Genomic DNA, 18,306 nt, shown 5'->3' with positions numbered 1-18,306 from the left:
GAACCCCGCCAACTGGCGGGTTTTGTTTTTTCATCAAACGGTACTGCTGGCACAGCGTATGCCGACTCCAGGGCGCAGCAACTGCCCCCAGAGTGCCAGCAAAGTGATGCTGCCCACCATGGCCAGGCTCAGCCAGGGTAGCGCCGGCAGCTGCCATTGGCGGGACATGTCCAGCAGCCACCCTCCTCCAACATAGCCCACAGCACCGCCCAAGGCCAGGCCAATCCGGCTGCAGCCCAGATAGCTGGCACGGGCATGCGTCTTGGCCAGACTGGCGACATAGGTTTCCCGCGCCGGCTCCATGATGATGGAGCCAAGAAAGAACAGGGCCAGAATGGTGAAGGCAGCCAGTGGGTGTCGCACGCCGCTCATGCTGGCCAGGCTGATGCTCATCAGTGCCAGGCCGATCAGCATGCGCTGCTCGCGTCGCAAATACCGCTCTCCCCAGCGTGCCAGCGGATAAAGCAGGCTGAGTGACAGGCAGGTTTCCAGCATATACATCCAGCCTACGGCCTGATAGCTGCCTGTCAGTTGCTTGATGGTGACCGGCACCAGCAGCATCACTTGTACCGCAAGCATGTAATAGCCGCTCAGGGTCAGTACAAAGCGCATGTAGCGCCTGTCGTGCAAGACGGTACGCATGGCGTGCCAGGGAGAGCTCTTGCCCGTGGCGACCCGGTACGGCGGCAGCAACAGGGCATTGACCAGTGCGGCCAGCATGAACATGGCGCAGCCTGCCAGACCCACCCAGCGAAAGTCGAATTGCAGCAGCCAGGAACCCAGCAGGGCGGCTGCCACCGCACCGGCGCTGTCCTGCATCATCAGGATGGCGTAGAAGTGTGGCCGCTCTGCGGGCCGTACCAGTTTGGCCACCAGCGCGGTGCGTGGCGGATCGAACAGGGTCCCGCCCAGACCGGAGAGCAGGCAGGAGGCAAACAGCAGCCAGGGGGCATGCGCCAGTGCCATGCAGGCAAAGCCGGCGGCACGCAGCAGCATGCCGCAGACAATCAATGGCTTGGCGCCGTAGCGGTCGGCCAGCGAACCTCCAAACAGGCCCAGCCCCTGTTGCATGAACTGGCGCATGGCCAGTGCCAGGCCGACGACACTGGCACTCCAGCCTAGCTGATCGACAAAGTGCAGGCTGATCAGCGGAAAAACCATGAAGAAACCGAATATCACCAGCAGGTTGTCCAGCAGGATGAATGCCTTGCCCAGTTTGCGTGCCCTTTGTGCAGAAGCCATGTGCTCTCCTCATTCGAACAGCATTTTAGGGAGGCGGCCTGCTATTATGTAAGTCGACTTCTACTAATATTTCATATGCGATTTTTTTATGTCTGTGGCTTTGTCTGATCTGGAGTTATTGCTGGATGTGGCTGAGCTGGGCAGTTTCAGCCAGGCGGCGGCCAAGCGTGGTTGGTCGCAGCCACAGGTCAGCCAGCGCATCAGCCTGCTGGAGCAACAGTGGGATGTCCGCCTGTTTACCCGGCATCGGCGCGGTGCGGTGGCCACCAATGCCTGTCAGGCTTTTCTTGTTGCGGCGCGCCAGTCGCTTGCGGCTTACCGGCAAGGGCTGGAGGCCATGCAGGGCACACCCAGTGTGCCGCGCATCCGGCTATCCTGCCTGCCATCGCTGACCTCGCCGGTGTTCGGCCCCTTGCTGATGAAGCTGGCGGATGCGCCGATGGAGATTCGTTGCAGCACCGACCATTCGCAGCAGATCATGCAGGACCTGCTGACCGGGCAGGTGGAGGTGGGCTTTGTGCTGAAATGTCCGGCCATGGCCGGCATCCAGATGGAGCTGCTGTGGCGCTCTCCCATTGTTGCGGTGGTGGCTGCCGCTCATCCCTTGGCGGGCCTTGCCGGGCCGCTGGCGCTGGCCGATATTGCCCGGCACCGTATTGCGCCGCAGTTCTGGGGAGATGAGTGCGAGAGCCTGATCCAGCAGATCCGCATGGTGCGGCAGCTGCCCAGCCCGATTCATGCGGTGCAGCCGGCCTCGGCCGCGCGTGAGCTGGTATTGCGCCATCATTTTGTCTCTTTCATGCCGGAACTGTCGATCAAGGCGGATCTGCAGGATGGCACCCTGGTCAGGCTGTGCCTGCCGGAGCTGCCGGCATGGCATTGGGAGGTGATGATGGCCTGGCGTGCCGGCAAGCGGGTGGATGCGACAAAAACGCGGGTGCTGGATGCGGCGCGCGCCTTGGTGGATGACTGAAGCGAACAAGGCCCGCGGGGGCGGGCCTTGTGGCGGGATGGGCCTGTTGCTGGCTTACATGCGGGCGATCATGGCGTCGCCAAAGCCCGAGCAGGACACTTCGGTCGCACCTTCCATCAGCCGGGCAAAGTCGTAGGTGACCTGCTTGTCGGCAATGGCGGCTTCCATGGACTTGATCACCAGGTCAGCGGCGGCGGTCCAGCCCAGGTGGCGCAGCATCATTTCCGCCGACAGGATGAGCGAGCCGGGGTTGACCTTGTCCAGCCCGGCGTATTTGGGCGCCGTACCGTGGGTGGCTTCGAAGCAGGCATACTGGTCCGAGATATTGGCGCCCGGGGCAATGCCGATGCCGCCGACTTGCGCGGCCAGGGCATCGGAGATGTAGTCGCCGTTGAGGTTGGTGGTGGCGATCACGTCGTATTCGGCCGGGCGCAGCAGGATTTGCTGCAGGAAGGCATCGGCAATGGCGTCCTTGACGATGATTTCGCGGCCGGTTTTCGGATTGTTGAACTTGCACCACGGGCCGCCGGCAATCAGTTCGGCGCCGAATTCGCGGCGTGCCAGCGCATAGGCGGTATCACGGAAGTTGCCTTCGGTGAACTTCATGATATTGCCCTTGTGGACGATGGTGAGGCTGCTGCGGTCATTGGCAATGGTGTAGTTGAGCGCCGCGCGTACCAGGCGCTCGGTGCCCTCGACCGAGATGGGCTTGATGCCGATGCCGGAGCTGTCCGGGAAGCGGATTTTCTTCACCCCCATTTCATTTTGCAGGAAGGCGATCACTTTCTTCACCGCATCGGAGCCGGCTTGCCATTCGATACCGGCATAGATGTCTTCGGTGTTCTCGCGGAAGATCACCATATTGACCAGTTCCGGTTGCTTGAGCGGCGAGGGTACGCCCTGAAAGTACTGTACCGGGCGTACGCACTGGTATAGATCCAGCTCCTGGCGCAGGGCCACATTGAGCGAGCGGATGCCGCCTCCTACCGGCGTGGTCATCGGGCCCTTGATCGACACCGCGTATTCTTTCAGTGCATCGAAGGTTTCCTTGGGCAGCCATTCGTCCGGCCCGTACAGGCGGGTGGATTTCTCGCCGGCATACACTTCCATCCAGTGGATTTTCTTGGCCCCGCCATAGGCTTTTGCCACGGCGGCATCAATGACCTTGATCATCACCGGGGTGATGTCGATGCCGATGCCATCACCTTCGATAAAGGGAATGATGGGGTGGTCGGGGATGGCTTGCCCCGGAATGATTTTCTGTCCTGCTGCGGGAACCTTGATATGGGATTCACTCATTGTTGTTCTCTCCTTGTCTGGGGTAAGGGGCTGCGGCTGTCCGCAGAGTCTCTCCACTCACTCAGCCTAGACCGTGGCGGGGCGCTTGCAGAGGATTATCAGACAAATTTTCTGGAAAATCGTTGGCAGGGCAAGGGCGGACAAAAAAGCGCCAGGACGAATCCTGGCGCTGTGGGGGAGGGCATGCGCACGACAGTGCGCCAGTGCTGGCTTAGGCCAGGGCAGCTTTCAGGGCTGCGTTAAAGGTGGCGCTCGGGCACATCACGGCCTGGCACTTGGCGGCATCCGGCAGGTAGTAGCCGCCGATATCGGCCGGCTGGCCCTGTACGGCCTTCAGCTCGGCGATGATTTGCTGCTCGCTGTCTGCCAGCTGCTTGGCCAGCGGAGCGAACTGGGCTTGCAGTTCGGCATCTTCGGTCTGCTCGGCCAGTGCTTCGGCCCAGTAGCTGGCCAGATAGTACTGGCTGCCACGGTTGTCCAGCTCGCCGGTGCGGCGCGACGGCGACTTGTCGTTGTCCAGCAGCTTGCCGGTGGCGGCATCCAGGGTCCTGGCCAGGATCTTGGCCTTGTTGTTGCCGGTCTTGATGCCCAGTTCTTCCAGCGACACCGCCAAGGCCAGGAATTCGCCCAGCGAGTCCCAGCGCAGGTGGTTTTCTTCCAGCAGCTGTTGTACATGCTTCGGTGCGGAGCCACCTGCACCGGTTTCATACATGCCACCACCGGCCATCAGCGGCACGATGGACAGCATCTTGGCCGAGGTGCCCAGTTCCATGATGGGGAACAGGTCGGTCAGGTAGTCGCGCAGGATGTTGCCGGTGACCGAGATGGTGTCCAGGCCGCGGGCGACGCGTTCCAGGGTGAAGCGCATGGCGCGCACTTGCGACATGATGTGGATTTCCAGACCGCTGGTGTCGTGATCCTTCAGGTAGGTTTCCACCTTCTTGATCAGTTCCTTTTCGTGCGGACGGTACGGGTCCAGCCAGAATACGGCCGGCATGCCGGAGTTGCGGGCGCGGGTCACGGCCAGCTTCACCCAGTCGCGGATCGGCGCGTCCTTCACCTGGCACATGCGCCAGATGTCGCCGGCTTCCACGTTCTGGCTCAGCAGCACTTCACCGGTAGCCAGGTCGACGATGTTGGCCACGCCGTCTTCGGCGATTTCAAAGGTCTTGTCGTGCGAGCCGTATTCTTCGGCCTTTTGTGCCATCAGGCCCACATTGGGCACGGTGCCCATGGTTTTCGGATCGAAGTTGCCGTGCCATTTGCAGAAGTTGATCATCTCCTGATAGATACGGGCAAAGGTGGATTCCGGCATGACGGCCTTGCAGTCGGCCGGCTTGCCATCGGCACCCCACATCTTGCCGCCGTTGCGGATCATGGCCGGCATGGAGGCATCGACGATCACGTCGTTGGGCGAGTGGAAGTTGGTGATGCCCTTGGCGGAATCCACCATGGCCAGACGCGGGCGGTGTTCCTGGCAGGCGTGCAGGTCGCGGATGATTTCTTCGCGCTTGGTGGCCGGCAGGGTCTCGATTTTTTCGTACAGATTGGCCATGCCGTTGTTCACGTTCACGCCCAGCTCTTCGAACAGCTTGCCGTGCTTCTCGAAGGCATCCTTGTAGTAAATCTTCACGCAGTGGCCAAACACGATGGGGTGGGACACCTTCATCATGGTGGCTTTCACGTGCAGCGAGAACAGGATGCCGGATTCGCGGCAGTCTTCCATTTCCTGTTCGTAGAAGTCACACAGTGCCTTCTTGCTCATGAACATGGAATCGATGATTTCGCCAGCCTGCAGCGCCAGCTTGGGCTTGAGCACGATGGTTTTGCCGCTGTTGGTGGTCAGCTCCATCTTCACATCGCGCGCCTTGTCCAGGGTCATGGACTTTTCGCCGTGGTAGAAGTCGCCATGGTGCATGTGGGATACATGGGTTTGCGACCATTGCTTCCATTCACCCATGGAGTGCGGGTGCTTCTTGGCGTAGTTCTTCACCGCCAGCGGCGCGCGGCGGTCGGAGTTGCCTTCTCGCAGCACCGGGTTCACGGCGGAGCCCAGGCACTTGGCGTAGCGGGCTTTCAGGGCGTGGTCGGCGTCGGTGGCGGGCAGTTCCGGGTAGTCGGGCAGGGCATAGCCCTTGGCTTGCAGTTCCTTGATGCAGGCGATCAGTTGCGAAACCGAAGCACTGATATTGGGCAGCTTGATGATGTTGGTGTCCGGGTTCTGGGTCAGTTTGCCCAGGGCGCTCAGGGTGTCCGGTACTTTTTGTTCTTCAGTCAGGTATTCGGGAAATTCGGCCAGTACGCGGGCAGCAACCGAGATATCTGCCGTTTCGACATTGATGCCGGCTGCGCCGGTAAAGGTACGAATGACCGGCAGGAAGGCGCTGGTGGCCAGCGCCGGTGCTTCGTCGGTCAGGGTGTAGATGATGGTCGGCTGCTTTGTGGGCATACTCTATCTCCAATGATTATTTTGACGTCAGAACGACTGCGCAAGGCGGCTTTCGCACACCGGGGGATGTTCCGCTAGGCGCGTGGAAAGGCACTGCAGCACGCGGGCGTTTTACCGGACTGCGCTAGGCAGGCTGTGCGTGGCAAATGGGCCCGTAGACTGGTGGGTGACTTTCGGAAATGAATTATACCCCTCAAATCTGCGCACTGTTTGTAAGTATCCGAACTTTGCCATTTCGACAAGAGAAACAACTGTTCGAATGTGAATTTTCCGCACCGGTGCTGTGAGCTGCACTCCACAGCATAGCCACTGTAACTGACAGGGATGCGAAGAGTTTGTTGCAGTTGCCTGCCGGGAAGGTCCGGCATGACCGCGCCAGTCACTCCTTGCTATCATCCGGCGCATTACTCGTTAACGGTTTGCCAGAAAATGTCCCAGCTCATCCTGTTCAACAAGCCTTATGGTGTCATCTGCCAGTTTTCCCGGCACGAGCTGCATCCCACGCTGAAAGACCATATCGCGCTTCCCGGCGTCTATCCGGCAGGCCGGCTGGATACCGACAGCGAAGGTTTGCTGCTGCTCACCGGCGAAGGTGCCTTGCAGCACCGCATCAGCGACCCGCGCTGGAAGCTGCCCAAGACCTACTGGGTACAGGTGGAGGGACGGGTGAGCGAGGCACAGCTGGAGGCCCTGCGTGCGGGGGTCGACCTGGGCGATTTTGTCACCCGGCCGGCGCAGGTGCGGCAGATCGAGCCGCCGGCGCTGTGGGAGCGCAAGCCGCCGGTACGTTTTCGCAAGACCGTACCGGACTGCTGGCTGGAAATCATCATCAGTGAAGGCAAGAACCGCCAGGTGCGGCGCATGACGGCCAAGGTGGGCTTGCCCACGCTGCGCCTGGTGCGGGCGGCCATCGGTCCCTGGCAACTGGATGGACTGCAGCCGGGTGAGCTGCGCAGCATCGAGGTGAATCTTGAAGATTTGCCGGCGCTGTCGCATGCTGAACGTCCGGGGCAGAGCACTGCCCCTGCCCGCAAGGGCAGCGTGTCAGGCAGCAAGGCGGGGCCGCAGCCGTCATTCCGCTTTGCCCGCAGAAACAAGCCATGAGTGCCTGTCGTCGGGTGTGATGGGCGCGGTGGCCATACCGAGGCCAGAGCATGCAGATTCCCGAGTATTACAATCCGGTGGCGCGTGATATCGCTCAGGCCCTGATCGATGGTTTTGACAAGCACTACCGGCTGTTTCGCAACTGCAATCGCCAGGCCAAGGGCTTGTTCGAGCGCGGCGACTGGCAGGGGGTGCAGCAGGCCATTCGTGATCGCATCCAGTTTTACGATGAACGGGTGGTGGAAACGGTAGCCCGGCTGCATGGGGAGTTTCATGCCGATCTGCTGGACGACGAAATATGGCAGCAGGCCAAGCTGTATTTCATCGGCCTGCTGACCAATCACAAGCAGCCGGAGCTGGCGGAAACCTTCTTCAACTCGGTGTTCACCCGCATGCTGCACCGGGATTATTTCAACAACGACTTCATCTTCATCCGGCCGGCCATTTCCACCGAATATATCGAGTCCGATCCGCCGTCCTATCGCAGTTACTACCCGGCCAGCAGCAGCTTGCGCCGGGTGATGCGGCAGATCATCGCCGACATGGGCTGGAGCCGCCCCTTTGTCCGTCTGCGCCGCGATCTGGCGCTGGTCTTGCAATACGCCAATGATTTCTTTGCCGGCGCCTGGCCGCATGCCGAGGCCAATCTGCAGATACAGGTGCTGTCCTCCCCGTTTTACCGCAACAAGACTGCTTATATTTTCGGCAAGGTGGTCAATGGCGGGTTGAGCTATCCCTTTGCCGTGCCGGTATTGCACGCTGCGAGTGGCGGCCTGTATCTGGATACCGTGCTGTTGGAGCCATGGCGTATCGGCGTGCTGTTTTCCTTTAGCCGCGCCTACTTTCTGGTGGATATGGAAGTGCCCTCCGGCTATGTGCAGTTTCTGCGCAGCATGCTGCCGGGCAAGACCAAGGCCGAGCTTTACACCATGCTGGGTTTGCAGAAGCAGGGCAAGAACACCTTTTACCGTGATTTCATGCAGCATCTGCAGCATTCCAATGACCAGTTCATCATTGCACCGGGCATCCGCGGCCTGGTGATGCTGGTGTTCACCCTGCCGTCCTATCCCTATGTGTTCAAGCTGATCAAGGATGTGTTTGGCGGCCCCAAGGAAATAGACCGCGACACGGTGAAGCAGAAGTACCGGCTGGTGAAGCGGCACGACCGGGTGGGACGGATGTCGGACACGCTGGAGTTTTCCAATGTCGCCTTTCCGCGCAGCCGTTTTACCCAGGAGCTGCTCGAGGAGCTGCGCAGCCTGGCACCTTCGATGATGGAGGAGGGGGAGGACAGCATTGTCATCCGCCACCTGTATATCGAGCGGCGCATGAAGCCGCTGAACCTGTATCTGATGAACTGCGATGAGCAGGAAAAAGAACGGGTGATCCGTGATTACGGCCTGGCCATCAAGGAGCTGGCTGCCGCCAATATCTTTCCCGGCGACATGCTGTTCAAGAACTTCGGGGTCACCCGTTATGGCCGGGTGATCTTCTACGATTACGATGAAATCGAATATCTGACCGATTGCCATTTTCGCCAGATACCTGAAGCGCCTAATCCGGAAATGGAACTGTCCGGCGAGGTCTGGTATCCGGTGGCGCGCAACGATGTCTTCCCCGAGGAGTTCGGCACCTTCCTGCTGGGCGACCCGCTGGTGCGCAAGACCTTTTTGCAGCATCACCGCGACCTGTTGACGCCGGAATTCTGGCAGCAGCGTCAGCAGCGCATCCGCGCTGGCTATATGGAGGATTTCTATCCGTATCCGGAAGAAATGCGCTTTGTGCATGCACAGGCGCGGCGGTGTGCCGGGCGCAACTGAAAAAGGGAAGCCGCGGCTTCCCTTTTGCATGCCTGTGTCGAGTTTCAGCCGGCATGGGCTGCCTTGGGCTGGGGATACTCTTCGAAATAAGCCAGTGGACCGGCTGAAGTCAGGCCCAGGCAGAAACGGCGGCTGGCGGGGAAGGCCTGTTCGGTGCTGCAAGCCTGCAGCAGCTCGAACAGGCTGCTCAGTTCCAGGAACAGCTCGCGCAGGTAATGGCTGTTTCTCAGCCACAGACGGATTTGCCGGGCCTGTGGGTGTGGGCTGAGCAACTGCACTTGCCCGTGCTGATCACTGCCCAGGCAAATGGCGGGAGGGATGTGTATGCCGCGGCTCACCAGTTCGAGACGGGCTTGCCGTCCCAGGCTGCCCAGCAGGGTTTTGGCTTGCAGCCGCAAATTGTCACTCAGGGTGGCGGGCGGCAGCGCCTGCCCTTTGCTGATGGCGGATGTAGCCTGGCGGGGGGATTCGGTCAGCGGCATGTTCTTGCTCCAGAGGGATGGGATACCTTGATGGTAGAAGGGCAGGCCGGATGGGGAGTCTGATGATTGCTACAGAATTTTCTCTTTGATGAGTCGTAAATTCCGTGTTCTTGGTGGGCTGGCATGGTGCTGCCAAGAATGCAGGGGAAGTGCTTTTCTCTGCCGTGTGCCGGCAGCACCCTGTCTTGTCGGCTGGGTAAACCGCGAGGTGACTTTGCCGGGCAAGGGCAGGGGGATCAAGGCGGGCAGCTTGCGCAATGCAAGGCTTGTCTGGAGAGGCGTGGTGTGGCCGGGGTGGTGGCAGAGCCGTGGCACATCAGCTGTTCAGCAGCCGGGGGAGACGGATGTCTCCCCCGGTCCGCTAACTGAATGCACAAACTATTGTGGGTAGGGACTGCACGCATGGTCCTCGAAATAAGCAATGGGACCGGCACTGGTCAGACCGATATGAAAGCAGGATGTCTCGGGGAAGATTTCACCTGCGGCTTCGGCGGCACGCACCAGCTCGAACAACACTTCCACTTCTTTGAACTGGCTGGACAGCTTGGCATTGTCAGTGAGCCAGCTGAGGATTTCATCGGATTGGGGATGGTTGTTTTCCAGGGTAAGGCTGCACGCCGGACAACTGACCAGACTGATGGCAGGCGGCATGCTGATCTGACGTTCCACCAGTTGTTCTTCCGCGAGGCTGGCAAACTTGGCCAGTTGCTTGTTGGCGCGCTCGCGGATGGCTTGAAGGGTGATGCTGCCATCATCTCCAGTGTGTCCAAACAGGCGAACAAACCCCGGGTTGCTGGCAGTGCTCTGCGACGACATAGTGCTTACTCCTGTTCTCTGCGTGTCATGATTTTTTCATCATAGATGATGCTTGTCATTTTGCTGTATCAATTCAGCAGTTTTTTCACTTGATAGAGAAAGTCGAGTGCCTGACGCGGGGTGAGCTCGTCCGGGTTGATGTCTTGCAGCATGTCCAGCGCCGGATTGGGCTCGCTTTCCACGCTGTTGGCCATGGCCGGCGGTGCGCTGAACAGATCGGGCTGGACGCGGGCGGCCGACTGGTTTTCCAGCTCGACGAGATAGCGTCTGGCCTCGCGGATGACCTTGGGCGGCACCCCGGCCAGCTGGGCCACCGCCAGGCCGTAACTCTGGCTGGCCGGGCCTTCGTCCACATGGTGCATGAACACGATGCGGTCCTTGTGCTCGACGGCAGACAGATGCACATTGGCCACGGCCGGGTATTGTTCGGCCAGGGTGGTCAGCTCGAAATAGTGGGTGGCGAACAGGGTGTAGGCGCGGCTTTTTTCGATCAGCGCCTTGGCGATGGCCCAGGCCAGCGCCAGGCCGTCGAAGGTGGAGGTGCCGCGGCCCACTTCGTCCATCAGTACCAGCGATTGCGCGCTGGCGTTGTTTAAGATATTCGCCGTTTCGGTCATTTCCACCATGAAGGTGGAGCGGCCGCCGGCCAGGTCATCCGAGGCGCCGATGCGGGTGAAGATGCGGTCGATCTGGCCGATGACGGCGCGCTCGGCCGGCACGAAGCTGCCGATGTGCGCCAGCAGGGTGATCAGTGCATTCTGCCGCATATAGGTGGATTTACCGCCCATGTTCGGGCCGGTGATCAGCAACAGCTTGCGCTCGTCGCTGAGGCGGGTGTCGTTGGCGATGAAGCGTTCCACCTCGGCCTCCACCACCGGGTGACGCCCCGCGATGATTTCCAGCCGGGTATCGCTGACGAACTGCGGCTCGACATAATTGTTGCTGCTGGCGCGTTCGGCAAAGGCAGCCAGCACGTCCAGCCCGGCCACGGCCTGGGCGATCAGCTTGAGGTCGGGAATATGCGGCGCCAGCTGGTCCAGCAATTGTTCGTACAGCTGTTTTTCCAGTGCCAGCGAGCGGTCCTGTGCCGACAGGGCCTTGTCTTCGAATTCCTTCAGTTCCGGCGTGATGTAGCGCTCGGCATTTTTCAGGGTCTGGCGGCGGCGGTAGTCGTCCGGCACCTTGTCGCCCTGGGCGCGCGAGACTTCGATATAAAAGCCGTGCACGCGGTTGAATTCCACCTTGAGGGTGGTGATGCCGGTGCGCTCTTTTTCACGGGCTTCCAGTGCCAGCAGGAAGTCGCCGCAGTCGGTCTGGATGGCGCGCAGCTCGTCCAGGTCGGCATTCAGGCCGTGATTGATCACCCCGCCATCCCGTAGAAAGGTGGCCGGTTCCGGCAGGATGCTGGCTGTCAGCAGGCTTTCCACCGGTGAGTTGTCCGGCAGCAGCCGTGCCAGTTCTCCCAGCAGCGGGGCGTCCAGGCGGCTGGCCAGCTGCTTGGCACCGACCAGGGCCTTGAGCGAGTCACGCAGCGCGGCCAGGTCGCGCGGACGGGCACTGCGCAGGGCGATGCGCGCGGTGATGCGTTCGATATCGGCGACTTCGCGCAGCTGGGCGTGGACATCCTGATGCACCGGCAGCAGGGCGCGTACCGACTCCAGGCGGCGTTGCAGCTTGCCATGCTGGCGGATGGGGTGGTGCAGCCAGTGGCGCAGCAGACGGCTGCCCATGCTGGTGGCGCAGCTGTCCAGCAAGGAGGCCAGCGTGGGCGAGGGTTCGCCGCGTATGGTTTCGGTCAGTTCCAGATTGCGGCGGGTGGCGGCGTCCATGCGGATCAGCTCGCCGGCATCCTCTACCGCCAGCTGGGAAATATGCGCCGGGTTCACGCTCTGGGTGGATTTGACATATTCCAGCAGCGCGCCGGCTGCCCCTACCGCGACTGGCAGGGTGTCAGCCCCGAAGCCCGCCAGATCGTGGGTGCCAAAGTGGCGGGTGAGCGCCAGTTGGGCGGATGCGGTATCAAACTGCCACGGCGGCAGTTTTTTGCGCGGGCAGCTGACCTGTTCGAAGATGTTCAGGCCGCTGTCGTCCGGCAAGACCAGCTCGGCCGGTTTCAGCCGCTCCAGTTCGCTGGCGAATTCTTCCACGCCGGTTTGCATGATCTTGAATTCACCACTGGCCATGGACAGCCAGGCCAGGCCCAGCGTGCCCTTGTGCATGTTTACCGCCAGCACCAGGTTGTCGCGCTTGTCGTCCAGCAGGGCGGCATCGGTCAGCGTGCCGGGGGTGACGATGCGTACCACCTTGCGCTCCACCGGGCCTTTGGCCAGGGCCGGGTCGCCAATCTGCTCGGCAATGGCCACCGATTCGCCCATTTTCACCAGCCGCGCCAGATAGCCTTCGGCGGCGTGGTAAGGCACCCCGGCCATCTTGATGGGATTGCCACCGCTGGCACCGCGGGTGGTGAGGGTGATGTCCAGCAGGCGTGCCGCCTTTTCCGCATCCTCATAGAACAGCTCGTAAAAATCGCCCATGCGGTAGAACAGCAGCTTGTCGGCATGCTGGTTTTTCAGGGCAAAGTACTGCTGCATCATTGGCGTATGTTGTGTTTTTTCTTGCACTGTAATTGCTTGATATTTAATGAGTATTATTGCAACGCATTGTTTTTGAATGAAGTTTCTGTTGGCGTTTGCGTTGCGCGTCTTGTTGTCTGCGCTTGACTGCAATGTAACTTCACTTGCAAGTCTGGTATAGTTTTTGTGTTTGGTTTTTTTGAAAACCTACACTGCACATTTTGTGGTGTGAAAACCTATACCGGAGAATTCCATGTTTGACGCTCGGGCTGCAAAGCTACTGGGTCCTGGTCAATATCTTACCAGCCCCGATCATCCCGGTCTGCGTTTAGAAGCGCGAGGTGATCGCCGAACGTGGACATACCGCTATCGCAGCCCGGTCAGTGGAAAGCTGCGGCAAGTCAAGATAGGCCTGTGGCCAGAAATGTCGATGCATGCCGCCATTGTGGCGTGGGAGCAATTACGAGCACGGCGAGACTCGGGGATTGATATTGCAGATGAGCGAAAAGCCGTGCGGGTTGCCGCTTTGGCCGACAGTGCGCAGCCCAAGGCAAAGAAAGAAAAGCCCTACACTGTGCAGGATGTCTGTGATGATTACGTTAGGGGGCACATTCGACCGGCCCGTGCGAAGAAGGGTGCGACAGAGGTTGAGCGGCTATTTGCAACGATGCTGGGGGATGCCGCGCAGTGCATTGCTGCAGACATCACCCGCACTCAGGCGTTTGATCTGATCCAGTCATATGCCAGTACGCCGGTCGTTGCAAAGCAGCTGCGCCGCGAGTTGGGGGCGGCTTGGGACTTTGCTTTGGATGCTGGTAGATTGCCGGACAACGCGCCGAACTGGTGGCGGCTGATTTTGCGAGGGAAGCTAAAATCGAAAGGCAAGAAGCTTCAGGGGGAGTACATCGGGACGTCAAAGCGCGTGCTGAGCCCTGCAGAGACTGGCCAGTTGATCCGCTGGCTGCCCAATTTCACGCGCTTGATTGACGATGTCTTGACGCTCTATCTGTGGACAGCGGCCCGTGGTGTTGAGATCGTCATGATGGAGGGGCGCGAGATCATCAATGAGGGAGGCCAATGGTGGTGGGTGCAACCTAAGGCGAAAACAAAGAATGCTCGGCATGAGCGAGCTGTTGACTTGCGAATTCCTCTGTTTGGTCGAGCGCTGACGATTATTTCCCGACGAAAAGAATTATATGGTGAGGGTTGGCTGTTTCCCGCCAGGCTGCCGGGAAAGAGATATGAGCCGGTTCAGCAAAAAACAATTCAATCAACCGTCTACTACCACCAGCCATACTGTCAGAGCTGCCCGGACAAAGTAAGGTTGCGCGTGCCGGTGACGCATTGGGCCCCGCATGATTTGCGCCGCACGGCACGGACAAGGCTATCAGCAATTGGATGCCCGAGTGATGTTGCTGAAACCATCATCGGGCATCTTCTGCCTGGTGTTGAAGGGGTGTACAACCAGTACACTTTTGATGCAGAAAAAATTGTTTGGCTCAAACGGTTATCAGACCATCTTGAGGAGTTGGCTTCCGAGGTTTCTTAGCGCCAGTGTTCGGCGGCGGCGGGATATCGGATAATGGCCTGTTTTCTGACCACTCAACAATCTCACGCCACAGCCAGCCAACCCGGTTGCCGGAAATCTTGCGAGGGCCGGGCAGGTCTCCGGCGCGGACCAGTGCCTGCACGGTGGAGACTGAAATGGACAAGGCGGCTGCTACCGTTTGCAGGTCCATGAAAATCGGCTGAATGCGCGGTTTCGGATCGTACTGTTTCCGAAGTAGTTCGTCAGTTTTCATTTTGTTGTCTCATTTCACATGCGCCCAGGTATCCCGGCGCAAAATCTTTTCCACTGTTCTGACATGCAGCCCGTAGCGTCTGGCCAGTCCGGCCGCGCTGTAGCTGCTGTTCAGCATCTCAATCAGCCGCTGTTTTCTGGCGTATTGTCGGCGGATCTTCGCGACAGTCATTTCATCCAGCTTTGCCTGGGGCAGGTCGGTGCCGTGTTTGGCGTAAAGTCGGGCACCGGTAGCGCGCCACTCCTGCCTATCCATGTTGTGTGTGCTTTGTCTCATCAATCTTCACATCCGGGCCCCATTGTCCTGGCGGCCAATCATTCGGGTCTTGGGCAGGTATCCATTCCTGCCGGGTCACTGTAGCTCCAGCCATTGACCGCGGCAGCTCCGGGCCGACGTAAATTTCAGCGCCGGTCAGCCGCTGGTGGTAGCGGTATTGGGTCATAGCTGAGCCAGCAGAGGTTCCAGCTTGTTTCCGGCTGCCAGCCAGTCTCTGATCCAGCGCGGCTGCTGACCGCGACCGCCCCACGTCATCGCAGGCATATCCGGCATCTTCATAATGAAAATGGATTTCATCCCGTGCTGGATGCGTGCGCGCTCTCGGTCTTTAGTTGTCAGCGCCACATCCGCAGCTATCTGACCAATCATGGGCGCATCCGCCAGCAGGTCGAGTTGATGGAAGGTCATGGCTCAATCCTCCGAAACTCGACTACCCAGACCCAGGGGTTTGCATTCCAGCCGCTGTCGCCCCAGCCATTGATCTTCGTCCAGAGCATCGAGTAAAGCTCCTCCGGTGCGTACCAGTTTCCACTGGTATCGAGCTCGGCCTCGCAGGACTTCACGCCTTCCGCCAGCGCGTCCGACTCGCTGATATTCTGCAGTCGCTCCACGCGCACGCTGACGATTTCAAGTAGGATGCGGCTGGCCCAACGAGGAAGGTGGATACTTGGCCGTTTTTTCTCATGGCCGTATATGAACGGATTGAAGTTGGCTGGAGTGGTGCGCTGCTCCATTGCATTGTCGGCAAAGTATCGGATCATGCATTCACTGGTTCCGCTCGGCAGAAAGTCCCACGTCTCCCGCACCCACAGCCGGTCTCCGGGTTGGCCGTATGGGCAGTTGTTAGCTAAGCTATGCCCAAAAATTGCGGGTATGCTTTTGACCTTTTGAGACCAGCTCGCACCGTATACCTGCCAGAAATTTCCATTCAGCACAGGCTGAGTCTTCATGGCTCGCCGAGTCTGCGTTTTGCTGCCATCTAGCAGCGCCCTCACCATCGGCGCACAGAACAAAATTGGGCGCTCTTTCATGCTGCAATCCTTTTTCATGCAAATTTCCTCCTGTAAATTTTGGTCATGTCTGATTTGACGGAATAGCCGCGCCGAAGCAGTGTGTTTGCCAGCTTGGCGCGGTCTCCATGGCTGTGCTGTGCTTGGCCAAGTAGACCGAAGTAGCTATTTGCCGCCTCAAATAGGGAGCTGCGATCCATGTGGGCACAGCGCTCGATGGCCTGCCGCTGGCTGCGGCGGCGCGTAGTGCGAGACCATGGCTTGATTACCTGGCCAACGAAGTCCACTCCGCGATCCACCGGTTGCAGGATGGTTTTCTTGGGGTTGATCTGTACGTGCAGGCGCTGCTGCAGGAATTCTTCGATCCTGCCTTTTGCCCCGTTCAGCCACTGAGGTGACTCATGCAGCAGGATGAAATCGTCCACGTAGCGCACGTAATACCGGGCCTTGATCTGGTGCTTGGCAAACTGATCAAGCGCATTGAGGTACACGTTCGCGAAAAACTGCGAAGACAAGTTGCCAATTGGCAGGCCGCGATTGGTCGGCTGATTTAGTAGCTGTTTGTGTGCTGGAACGCGCTGCATCAGCTGGGTGCGGCCCCGGAATTCGAAGTCGGTTCGCGGGTCGTGGAATAGCACTATCTCCGCTAGGCGCATCCACCACGGCTCAGGAATTTTGGCGGCAAGCTGGTGGCGCAGCACGTCCTTGTCGATGCTGACGAAGAAGTTGGCCAGATCCAGCTTGAGGTAGTGCACGGGGCGGCTCCAGTTCTGGCTGGCGCTCCGGATCATGCCATCCAGCTGCTGAGCGGCGTAAAGCGTTCCGCGCCCGGGGATGCATGCGCAGCTATTTGTGATGAATGAAGCGTGAAAGCGTGGTGCGATATGGTTGTAGAGCAGATGATGCACCACGCGATCGCGAAACGCTGCTGCCCATACTTCGCGTGGCTTGGGCTGGGTTACTACAAAGCAGATGGATTGGCCAGGGCGATAGATGCCTGCCTGTAATTCATCAAATAGCCCAATCAGGTTGCGCTCCAGATTGGCCTCGAATGCCAACTGGCTGCGGCTGTTCCGCTTTGTGCGGCGGCAGTCGAAGTAGGCTTCCACCAAGTCGCGGAAAGAAAAGTCGGCATGGCCGGCACTTGAATCTGCGGACGGCCCGCGCACGGAGCTCATTGTCCTTGTGGTTGTTGTTCTGGTTGCCATCATTGAAGTTCTGATTCCATGCGTTGTTGGGCGAGTACTGCGTCATTTCGTACGATCTACATCGCACAGCCGAAGGCGTGCCGATCGGCTGTGAAACTGCGCCAGGCCAGCCCGGCTGCTGCCGGCGGTACCCCTAGAGCGCATGTCGGTGGCCTTGTGAGCCAGCGGTACGACCAGATTCAAAAATCGCACAGGCAAGACCGCCTTGACGGTCATGCAGCAGGCGATGCGGTAGCGGCTGATTTCCTTTTCCAGCCTTGTGCCTGTTTCCCGATTTTGTCTGTCTGCTCTATCGCCGCTGCGTATTGGCCACGCGAGATAAGTCGCATGTCCACGGAGAGGCGAAGTGTCAGCTCAATGACTTGCAGGTTTTCCAGCAGCATCTCCAGGTGGGGAGCCTTGTTTCGAGTCGAATTGGCTCGATAAACCAAGCGAACCAGCGAGACACAGTCTTTGCGCAGGTCGTCGCCAAGAGAGCGCTTGAAGTCCCTGTCCATGTTTTTCGTCAGCGTGGTAACCAGGGTCAGCAAGTCGTAAGTGACTTTGTAAATCGGGAGTTGGGTATGCAGTGCCATGCCGAAATGGCGCGGGCTTGCGCCCGCGCTAAATGAATAAAGGGTTAAATGGATGAGATTCTGCGGACGGCCCGCGCACGGAGCTCAACGCCCTTGTGGTAGCCGCCCTGGGTGCCACCATTGAAGCCCTGAACCCATGCGACGCCGGGCGAGTACTGCGTGCTGGTCCAGTGCCAGCCGGCTTGTGGAAATGCCTCGGGCGCCATGGCATAGCACAGGGCGGACTCGCGTCGGCTGGGTAAGTACCAGTCAGCAAATCCGCAAATAACCAGTCCAGCAGCCCACTCTGCGGCAGGGTGGGAATGCTTCGACTTGACCAGGGAATGGGTATTGGCGAGGCCGTCCCATTGGCATTTAGCCTCCGGCTCATCCTCCTCATATCCTCCCCATTGGATGTCTTCAACAAAGCCGCCATCGCCAGAAGCAATAACCAGGTGGTAATCGGGAATAGAAATCCCGCGCGCTTTGCCAGCGTAAATACCGCCTTGCTCATCCCAGTGCTGGCCAATGTCTGGCACGGTCTTGGATGTAAAAATGGCAGGGGCCTGGGGTTTCATGATGCTGTCGATGATGATGCGAGCTGCATCCTCGGCTTGAACCAGCAGCGTTGCTGAGCCGACAGGGATGGAGATGGTGCTTTGTTCCATGTGATTCTCCTTGCGGTTAGGTAAATTGCC

17 protein-coding genes are annotated in these 18,306 nt (G+C 59.4%); 4 read left to right on the top strand and 13 right to left on the bottom strand.

From position 1 onward, the window contains the following. Positions 1-33: 33 nt before the first annotated feature. Positions 34-1,242 (bottom strand): multidrug efflux MFS transporter MdtH, encoded by a 1,209-nt coding sequence (gene mdtH / locus DFR38_RS05460; RefSeq protein WP_059284671.1) that lies wholly within the window; start codon positions 1,240-1,242, stop codon positions 34-36. A gap of 88 nt (positions 1,243-1,330) precedes the next feature. On the opposite strand from mdtH, the gene DFR38_RS05455 reads away from it, so the two are divergent. Next, positions 1,331-2,215, top strand: coding sequence for a LysR family transcriptional regulator (locus tag DFR38_RS05455; protein ID WP_059284670.1), 885 nt, complete (start codon positions 1,331-1,333; stop codon positions 2,213-2,215). A gap of 54 nt (positions 2,216-2,269) precedes the next feature. Here the strand turns inward: DFR38_RS05455 and icd are convergent, their stop codons facing one another. Further along, on the bottom strand, positions 2,270-3,514 hold the full coding sequence (gene icd, locus DFR38_RS05450; protein WP_059284669.1) for an NADP-dependent isocitrate dehydrogenase: 1,245 nt from the start codon (positions 3,512-3,514) through the stop codon (positions 2,270-2,272). Positions 3,515-3,725: 211 nt separating this feature from the next. Next, a complete protein-coding gene (locus tag DFR38_RS05445) occupies positions 3,726-5,963 on the bottom strand; it encodes an NADP-dependent isocitrate dehydrogenase (protein WP_059284668.1) in 2,238 nt (745 codons plus the stop codon). 429 nt (positions 5,964-6,392) lie between these two features. Here DFR38_RS05445 and DFR38_RS05440 point away from each other — a divergent pair, with 429 nt between their 5' ends. Beyond that, positions 6,393-7,067 carry a pseudouridine synthase gene (locus DFR38_RS05440; protein WP_059284667.1) on the top strand — a complete coding sequence of 225 codons (675 nt, stop codon included), beginning with the start codon at positions 6,393-6,395 and terminating at the stop codon, positions 7,065-7,067. A gap of 50 nt (positions 7,068-7,117) precedes the next feature. Next, positions 7,118-8,887 carry a bifunctional isocitrate dehydrogenase kinase/phosphatase gene (gene aceK, locus DFR38_RS05435; protein ID WP_059284666.1) on the top strand — a complete coding sequence of 590 codons (1,770 nt, stop codon included), beginning with the start codon at positions 7,118-7,120 and terminating at the stop codon, positions 8,885-8,887. A 44-nt stretch (positions 8,888-8,931) separates the two neighbouring features. Here aceK and DFR38_RS05430 read toward each other — a convergent pair whose 3' ends face one another. The 3 genes from DFR38_RS05430 to mutS form a co-directional block, all read right to left on the bottom strand. Continuing rightward, positions 8,932-9,369, bottom strand: coding sequence for a hypothetical protein (locus DFR38_RS05430; protein ID WP_059284665.1), 438 nt, complete (start codon positions 9,367-9,369; stop codon positions 8,932-8,934). Positions 9,370-9,747: 378 nt separating this feature from the next. Continuing rightward, positions 9,748-10,185, bottom strand: coding sequence for a hypothetical protein (locus tag DFR38_RS05425; RefSeq protein ID WP_110313113.1), 438 nt, complete (start codon positions 10,183-10,185; stop codon positions 9,748-9,750). A gap of 68 nt (positions 10,186-10,253) precedes the next feature. Next, positions 10,254-12,779 carry a DNA mismatch repair protein MutS gene (mutS, locus tag DFR38_RS05420; RefSeq protein ID WP_110313112.1) on the bottom strand — a complete coding sequence of 842 codons (2,526 nt, stop codon included), beginning with the start codon at positions 12,777-12,779 and terminating at the stop codon, positions 10,254-10,256. 232 nt (positions 12,780-13,011) lie between these two features. Between mutS and DFR38_RS05415 the strand changes: the two genes are divergently transcribed. Then, positions 13,012-14,307: a tyrosine-type recombinase/integrase gene (locus DFR38_RS05415; protein WP_059284664.1), complete on the top strand. Its 1,296-nt coding sequence runs from the start codon at positions 13,012-13,014 to the stop codon at positions 14,305-14,307. On the opposite strand, the gene DFR38_RS05410 is transcribed toward DFR38_RS05415, so the two are convergent. The 7 genes from DFR38_RS05410 to DFR38_RS05380 all read right to left on the bottom strand — a co-directional run bounded on the left by DFR38_RS05410 (position 14,258) and on the right by DFR38_RS05380 (position 18,276). Then, positions 14,258-14,560 carry a helix-turn-helix transcriptional regulator gene (locus DFR38_RS05410; RefSeq protein ID WP_193394265.1) on the bottom strand — a complete coding sequence of 101 codons (303 nt, stop codon included), beginning with the start codon at positions 14,558-14,560 and terminating at the stop codon, positions 14,258-14,260. The two genes, DFR38_RS05415 and DFR38_RS05410, sit on opposite strands and share 50 nt — an antisense overlap. 9 nt (positions 14,561-14,569) lie before the next feature. Continuing rightward, complete coding sequence (locus tag DFR38_RS05405) at positions 14,570-14,815, bottom strand: hypothetical protein (protein WP_059284663.1); 246 nt, start codon at positions 14,813-14,815, stop codon at positions 14,570-14,572. Between the two features lie 183 nt (positions 14,816-14,998). Beyond that, on the bottom strand, positions 14,999-15,244 hold the full coding sequence (locus tag DFR38_RS05400; RefSeq protein ID WP_059284662.1) for an H-NS family nucleoid-associated regulatory protein: 246 nt from the start codon (positions 15,242-15,244) through the stop codon (positions 14,999-15,001). Continuing rightward, on the bottom strand, positions 15,241-15,885 hold the full coding sequence (locus DFR38_RS05395; RefSeq protein WP_239688507.1) for a hypothetical protein: 645 nt from the start codon (positions 15,883-15,885) through the stop codon (positions 15,241-15,243). Before DFR38_RS05395 ends, DFR38_RS05400 begins: the two co-directional genes overlap by 4 nt. Then, entirely contained in the window at positions 15,882-17,024 is a 1,143-nt protein-coding gene (locus DFR38_RS05390) for an RNA-directed DNA polymerase (RefSeq protein ID WP_211310745.1), read from the bottom strand. The genes DFR38_RS05395 and DFR38_RS05390 overlap by 4 nt, the downstream gene beginning before the upstream one ends. Before the next feature lie 242 nt (positions 17,025-17,266). After that, positions 17,267-17,629, bottom strand: a complete 363-nt coding sequence (locus DFR38_RS05385; RefSeq protein WP_059284661.1) for a four helix bundle protein — start codon at positions 17,627-17,629, stop codon at positions 17,267-17,269. 44 nt (positions 17,630-17,673) lie between these two features. Then, positions 17,674-18,276, bottom strand: coding sequence for an Lcl C-terminal domain-containing protein (locus DFR38_RS05380; RefSeq protein WP_059284660.1), 603 nt, complete (start codon positions 18,274-18,276; stop codon positions 17,674-17,676). Positions 18,277-18,306 lie beyond the last annotated feature (30 nt).

Origin of the sequence: Aquitalea magnusonii (assembly GCF_003202035.1) — a bacterium.
In the GTDB taxonomy this organism is placed as follows: domain Bacteria; phylum Pseudomonadota; class Gammaproteobacteria; order Burkholderiales; family Chromobacteriaceae; genus Aquitalea; species Aquitalea magnusonii.
Note: the sequence above shows the minus strand (reverse complement) of the source record. Positions and strands in the feature narration are given on the sequence as shown.

Excerpts from the sequence above, each read along its gene's own strand:
- mdtH (WP_059284671.1), bottom strand. The coding sequence starts at position 1,242 with ATGGCTTCTGCACAAAGGGCACGCAAACTGGGCAAGGCATTCATCCTG.
- DFR38_RS05455 (WP_059284670.1), top strand. The coding sequence starts at position 1,331 with ATGTCTGTGGCTTTGTCTGATCTGGAGTTATTGCTGGATGTGGCTGAG.
- icd (WP_059284669.1), bottom strand. The coding sequence starts at position 3,514 with ATGAGTGAATCCCATATCAAGGTTCCCGCAGCAGGACAGAAAATCATT.
- DFR38_RS05445 (WP_059284668.1), bottom strand. The coding sequence starts at position 5,963 with ATGCCCACAAAGCAGCCGACCATCATCTACACCCTGACCGACGAAGCA.
- DFR38_RS05440 (WP_059284667.1), top strand. The coding sequence starts at position 6,393 with ATGTCCCAGCTCATCCTGTTCAACAAGCCTTATGGTGTCATCTGCCAG.
- aceK (WP_059284666.1), top strand. The coding sequence starts at position 7,118 with ATGCAGATTCCCGAGTATTACAATCCGGTGGCGCGTGATATCGCTCAG.
- DFR38_RS05430 (WP_059284665.1), bottom strand. The coding sequence starts at position 9,369 with ATGCCGCTGACCGAATCCCCCCGCCAGGCTACATCCGCCATCAGCAAA.
- DFR38_RS05425 (WP_110313113.1), bottom strand. The coding sequence starts at position 10,185 with ATGTCGTCGCAGAGCACTGCCAGCAACCCGGGGTTTGTTCGCCTGTTT.
- mutS (WP_110313112.1), bottom strand. The coding sequence starts at position 12,779 with ATGATGCAGCAGTACTTTGCCCTGAAAAACCAGCATGCCGACAAGCTG.
- DFR38_RS05415 (WP_059284664.1), top strand. The coding sequence starts at position 13,012 with ATGTTTGACGCTCGGGCTGCAAAGCTACTGGGTCCTGGTCAATATCTT.
- DFR38_RS05410 (WP_193394265.1), bottom strand. The coding sequence starts at position 14,560 with ATGAAAACTGACGAACTACTTCGGAAACAGTACGATCCGAAACCGCGC.
- DFR38_RS05405 (WP_059284663.1), bottom strand. The coding sequence starts at position 14,815 with ATGGATAGGCAGGAGTGGCGCGCTACCGGTGCCCGACTTTACGCCAAA.
- DFR38_RS05400 (WP_059284662.1), bottom strand. The coding sequence starts at position 15,244 with ATGACCTTCCATCAACTCGACCTGCTGGCGGATGCGCCCATGATTGGT.
- DFR38_RS05395 (WP_239688507.1), bottom strand. The coding sequence starts at position 15,885 with ATGAAAAAGGATTGCAGCATGAAAGAGCGCCCAATTTTGTTCTGTGCG.
- DFR38_RS05390 (WP_211310745.1), bottom strand. The coding sequence starts at position 17,024 with ATGAGCTCCGTGCGCGGGCCGTCCGCAGATTCAAGTGCCGGCCATGCC.
- DFR38_RS05385 (WP_059284661.1), bottom strand. The coding sequence starts at position 17,629 with ATGGCACTGCATACCCAACTCCCGATTTACAAAGTCACTTACGACTTG.
- DFR38_RS05380 (WP_059284660.1), bottom strand. The coding sequence starts at position 18,276 with ATGGAACAAAGCACCATCTCCATCCCTGTCGGCTCAGCAACGCTGCTG.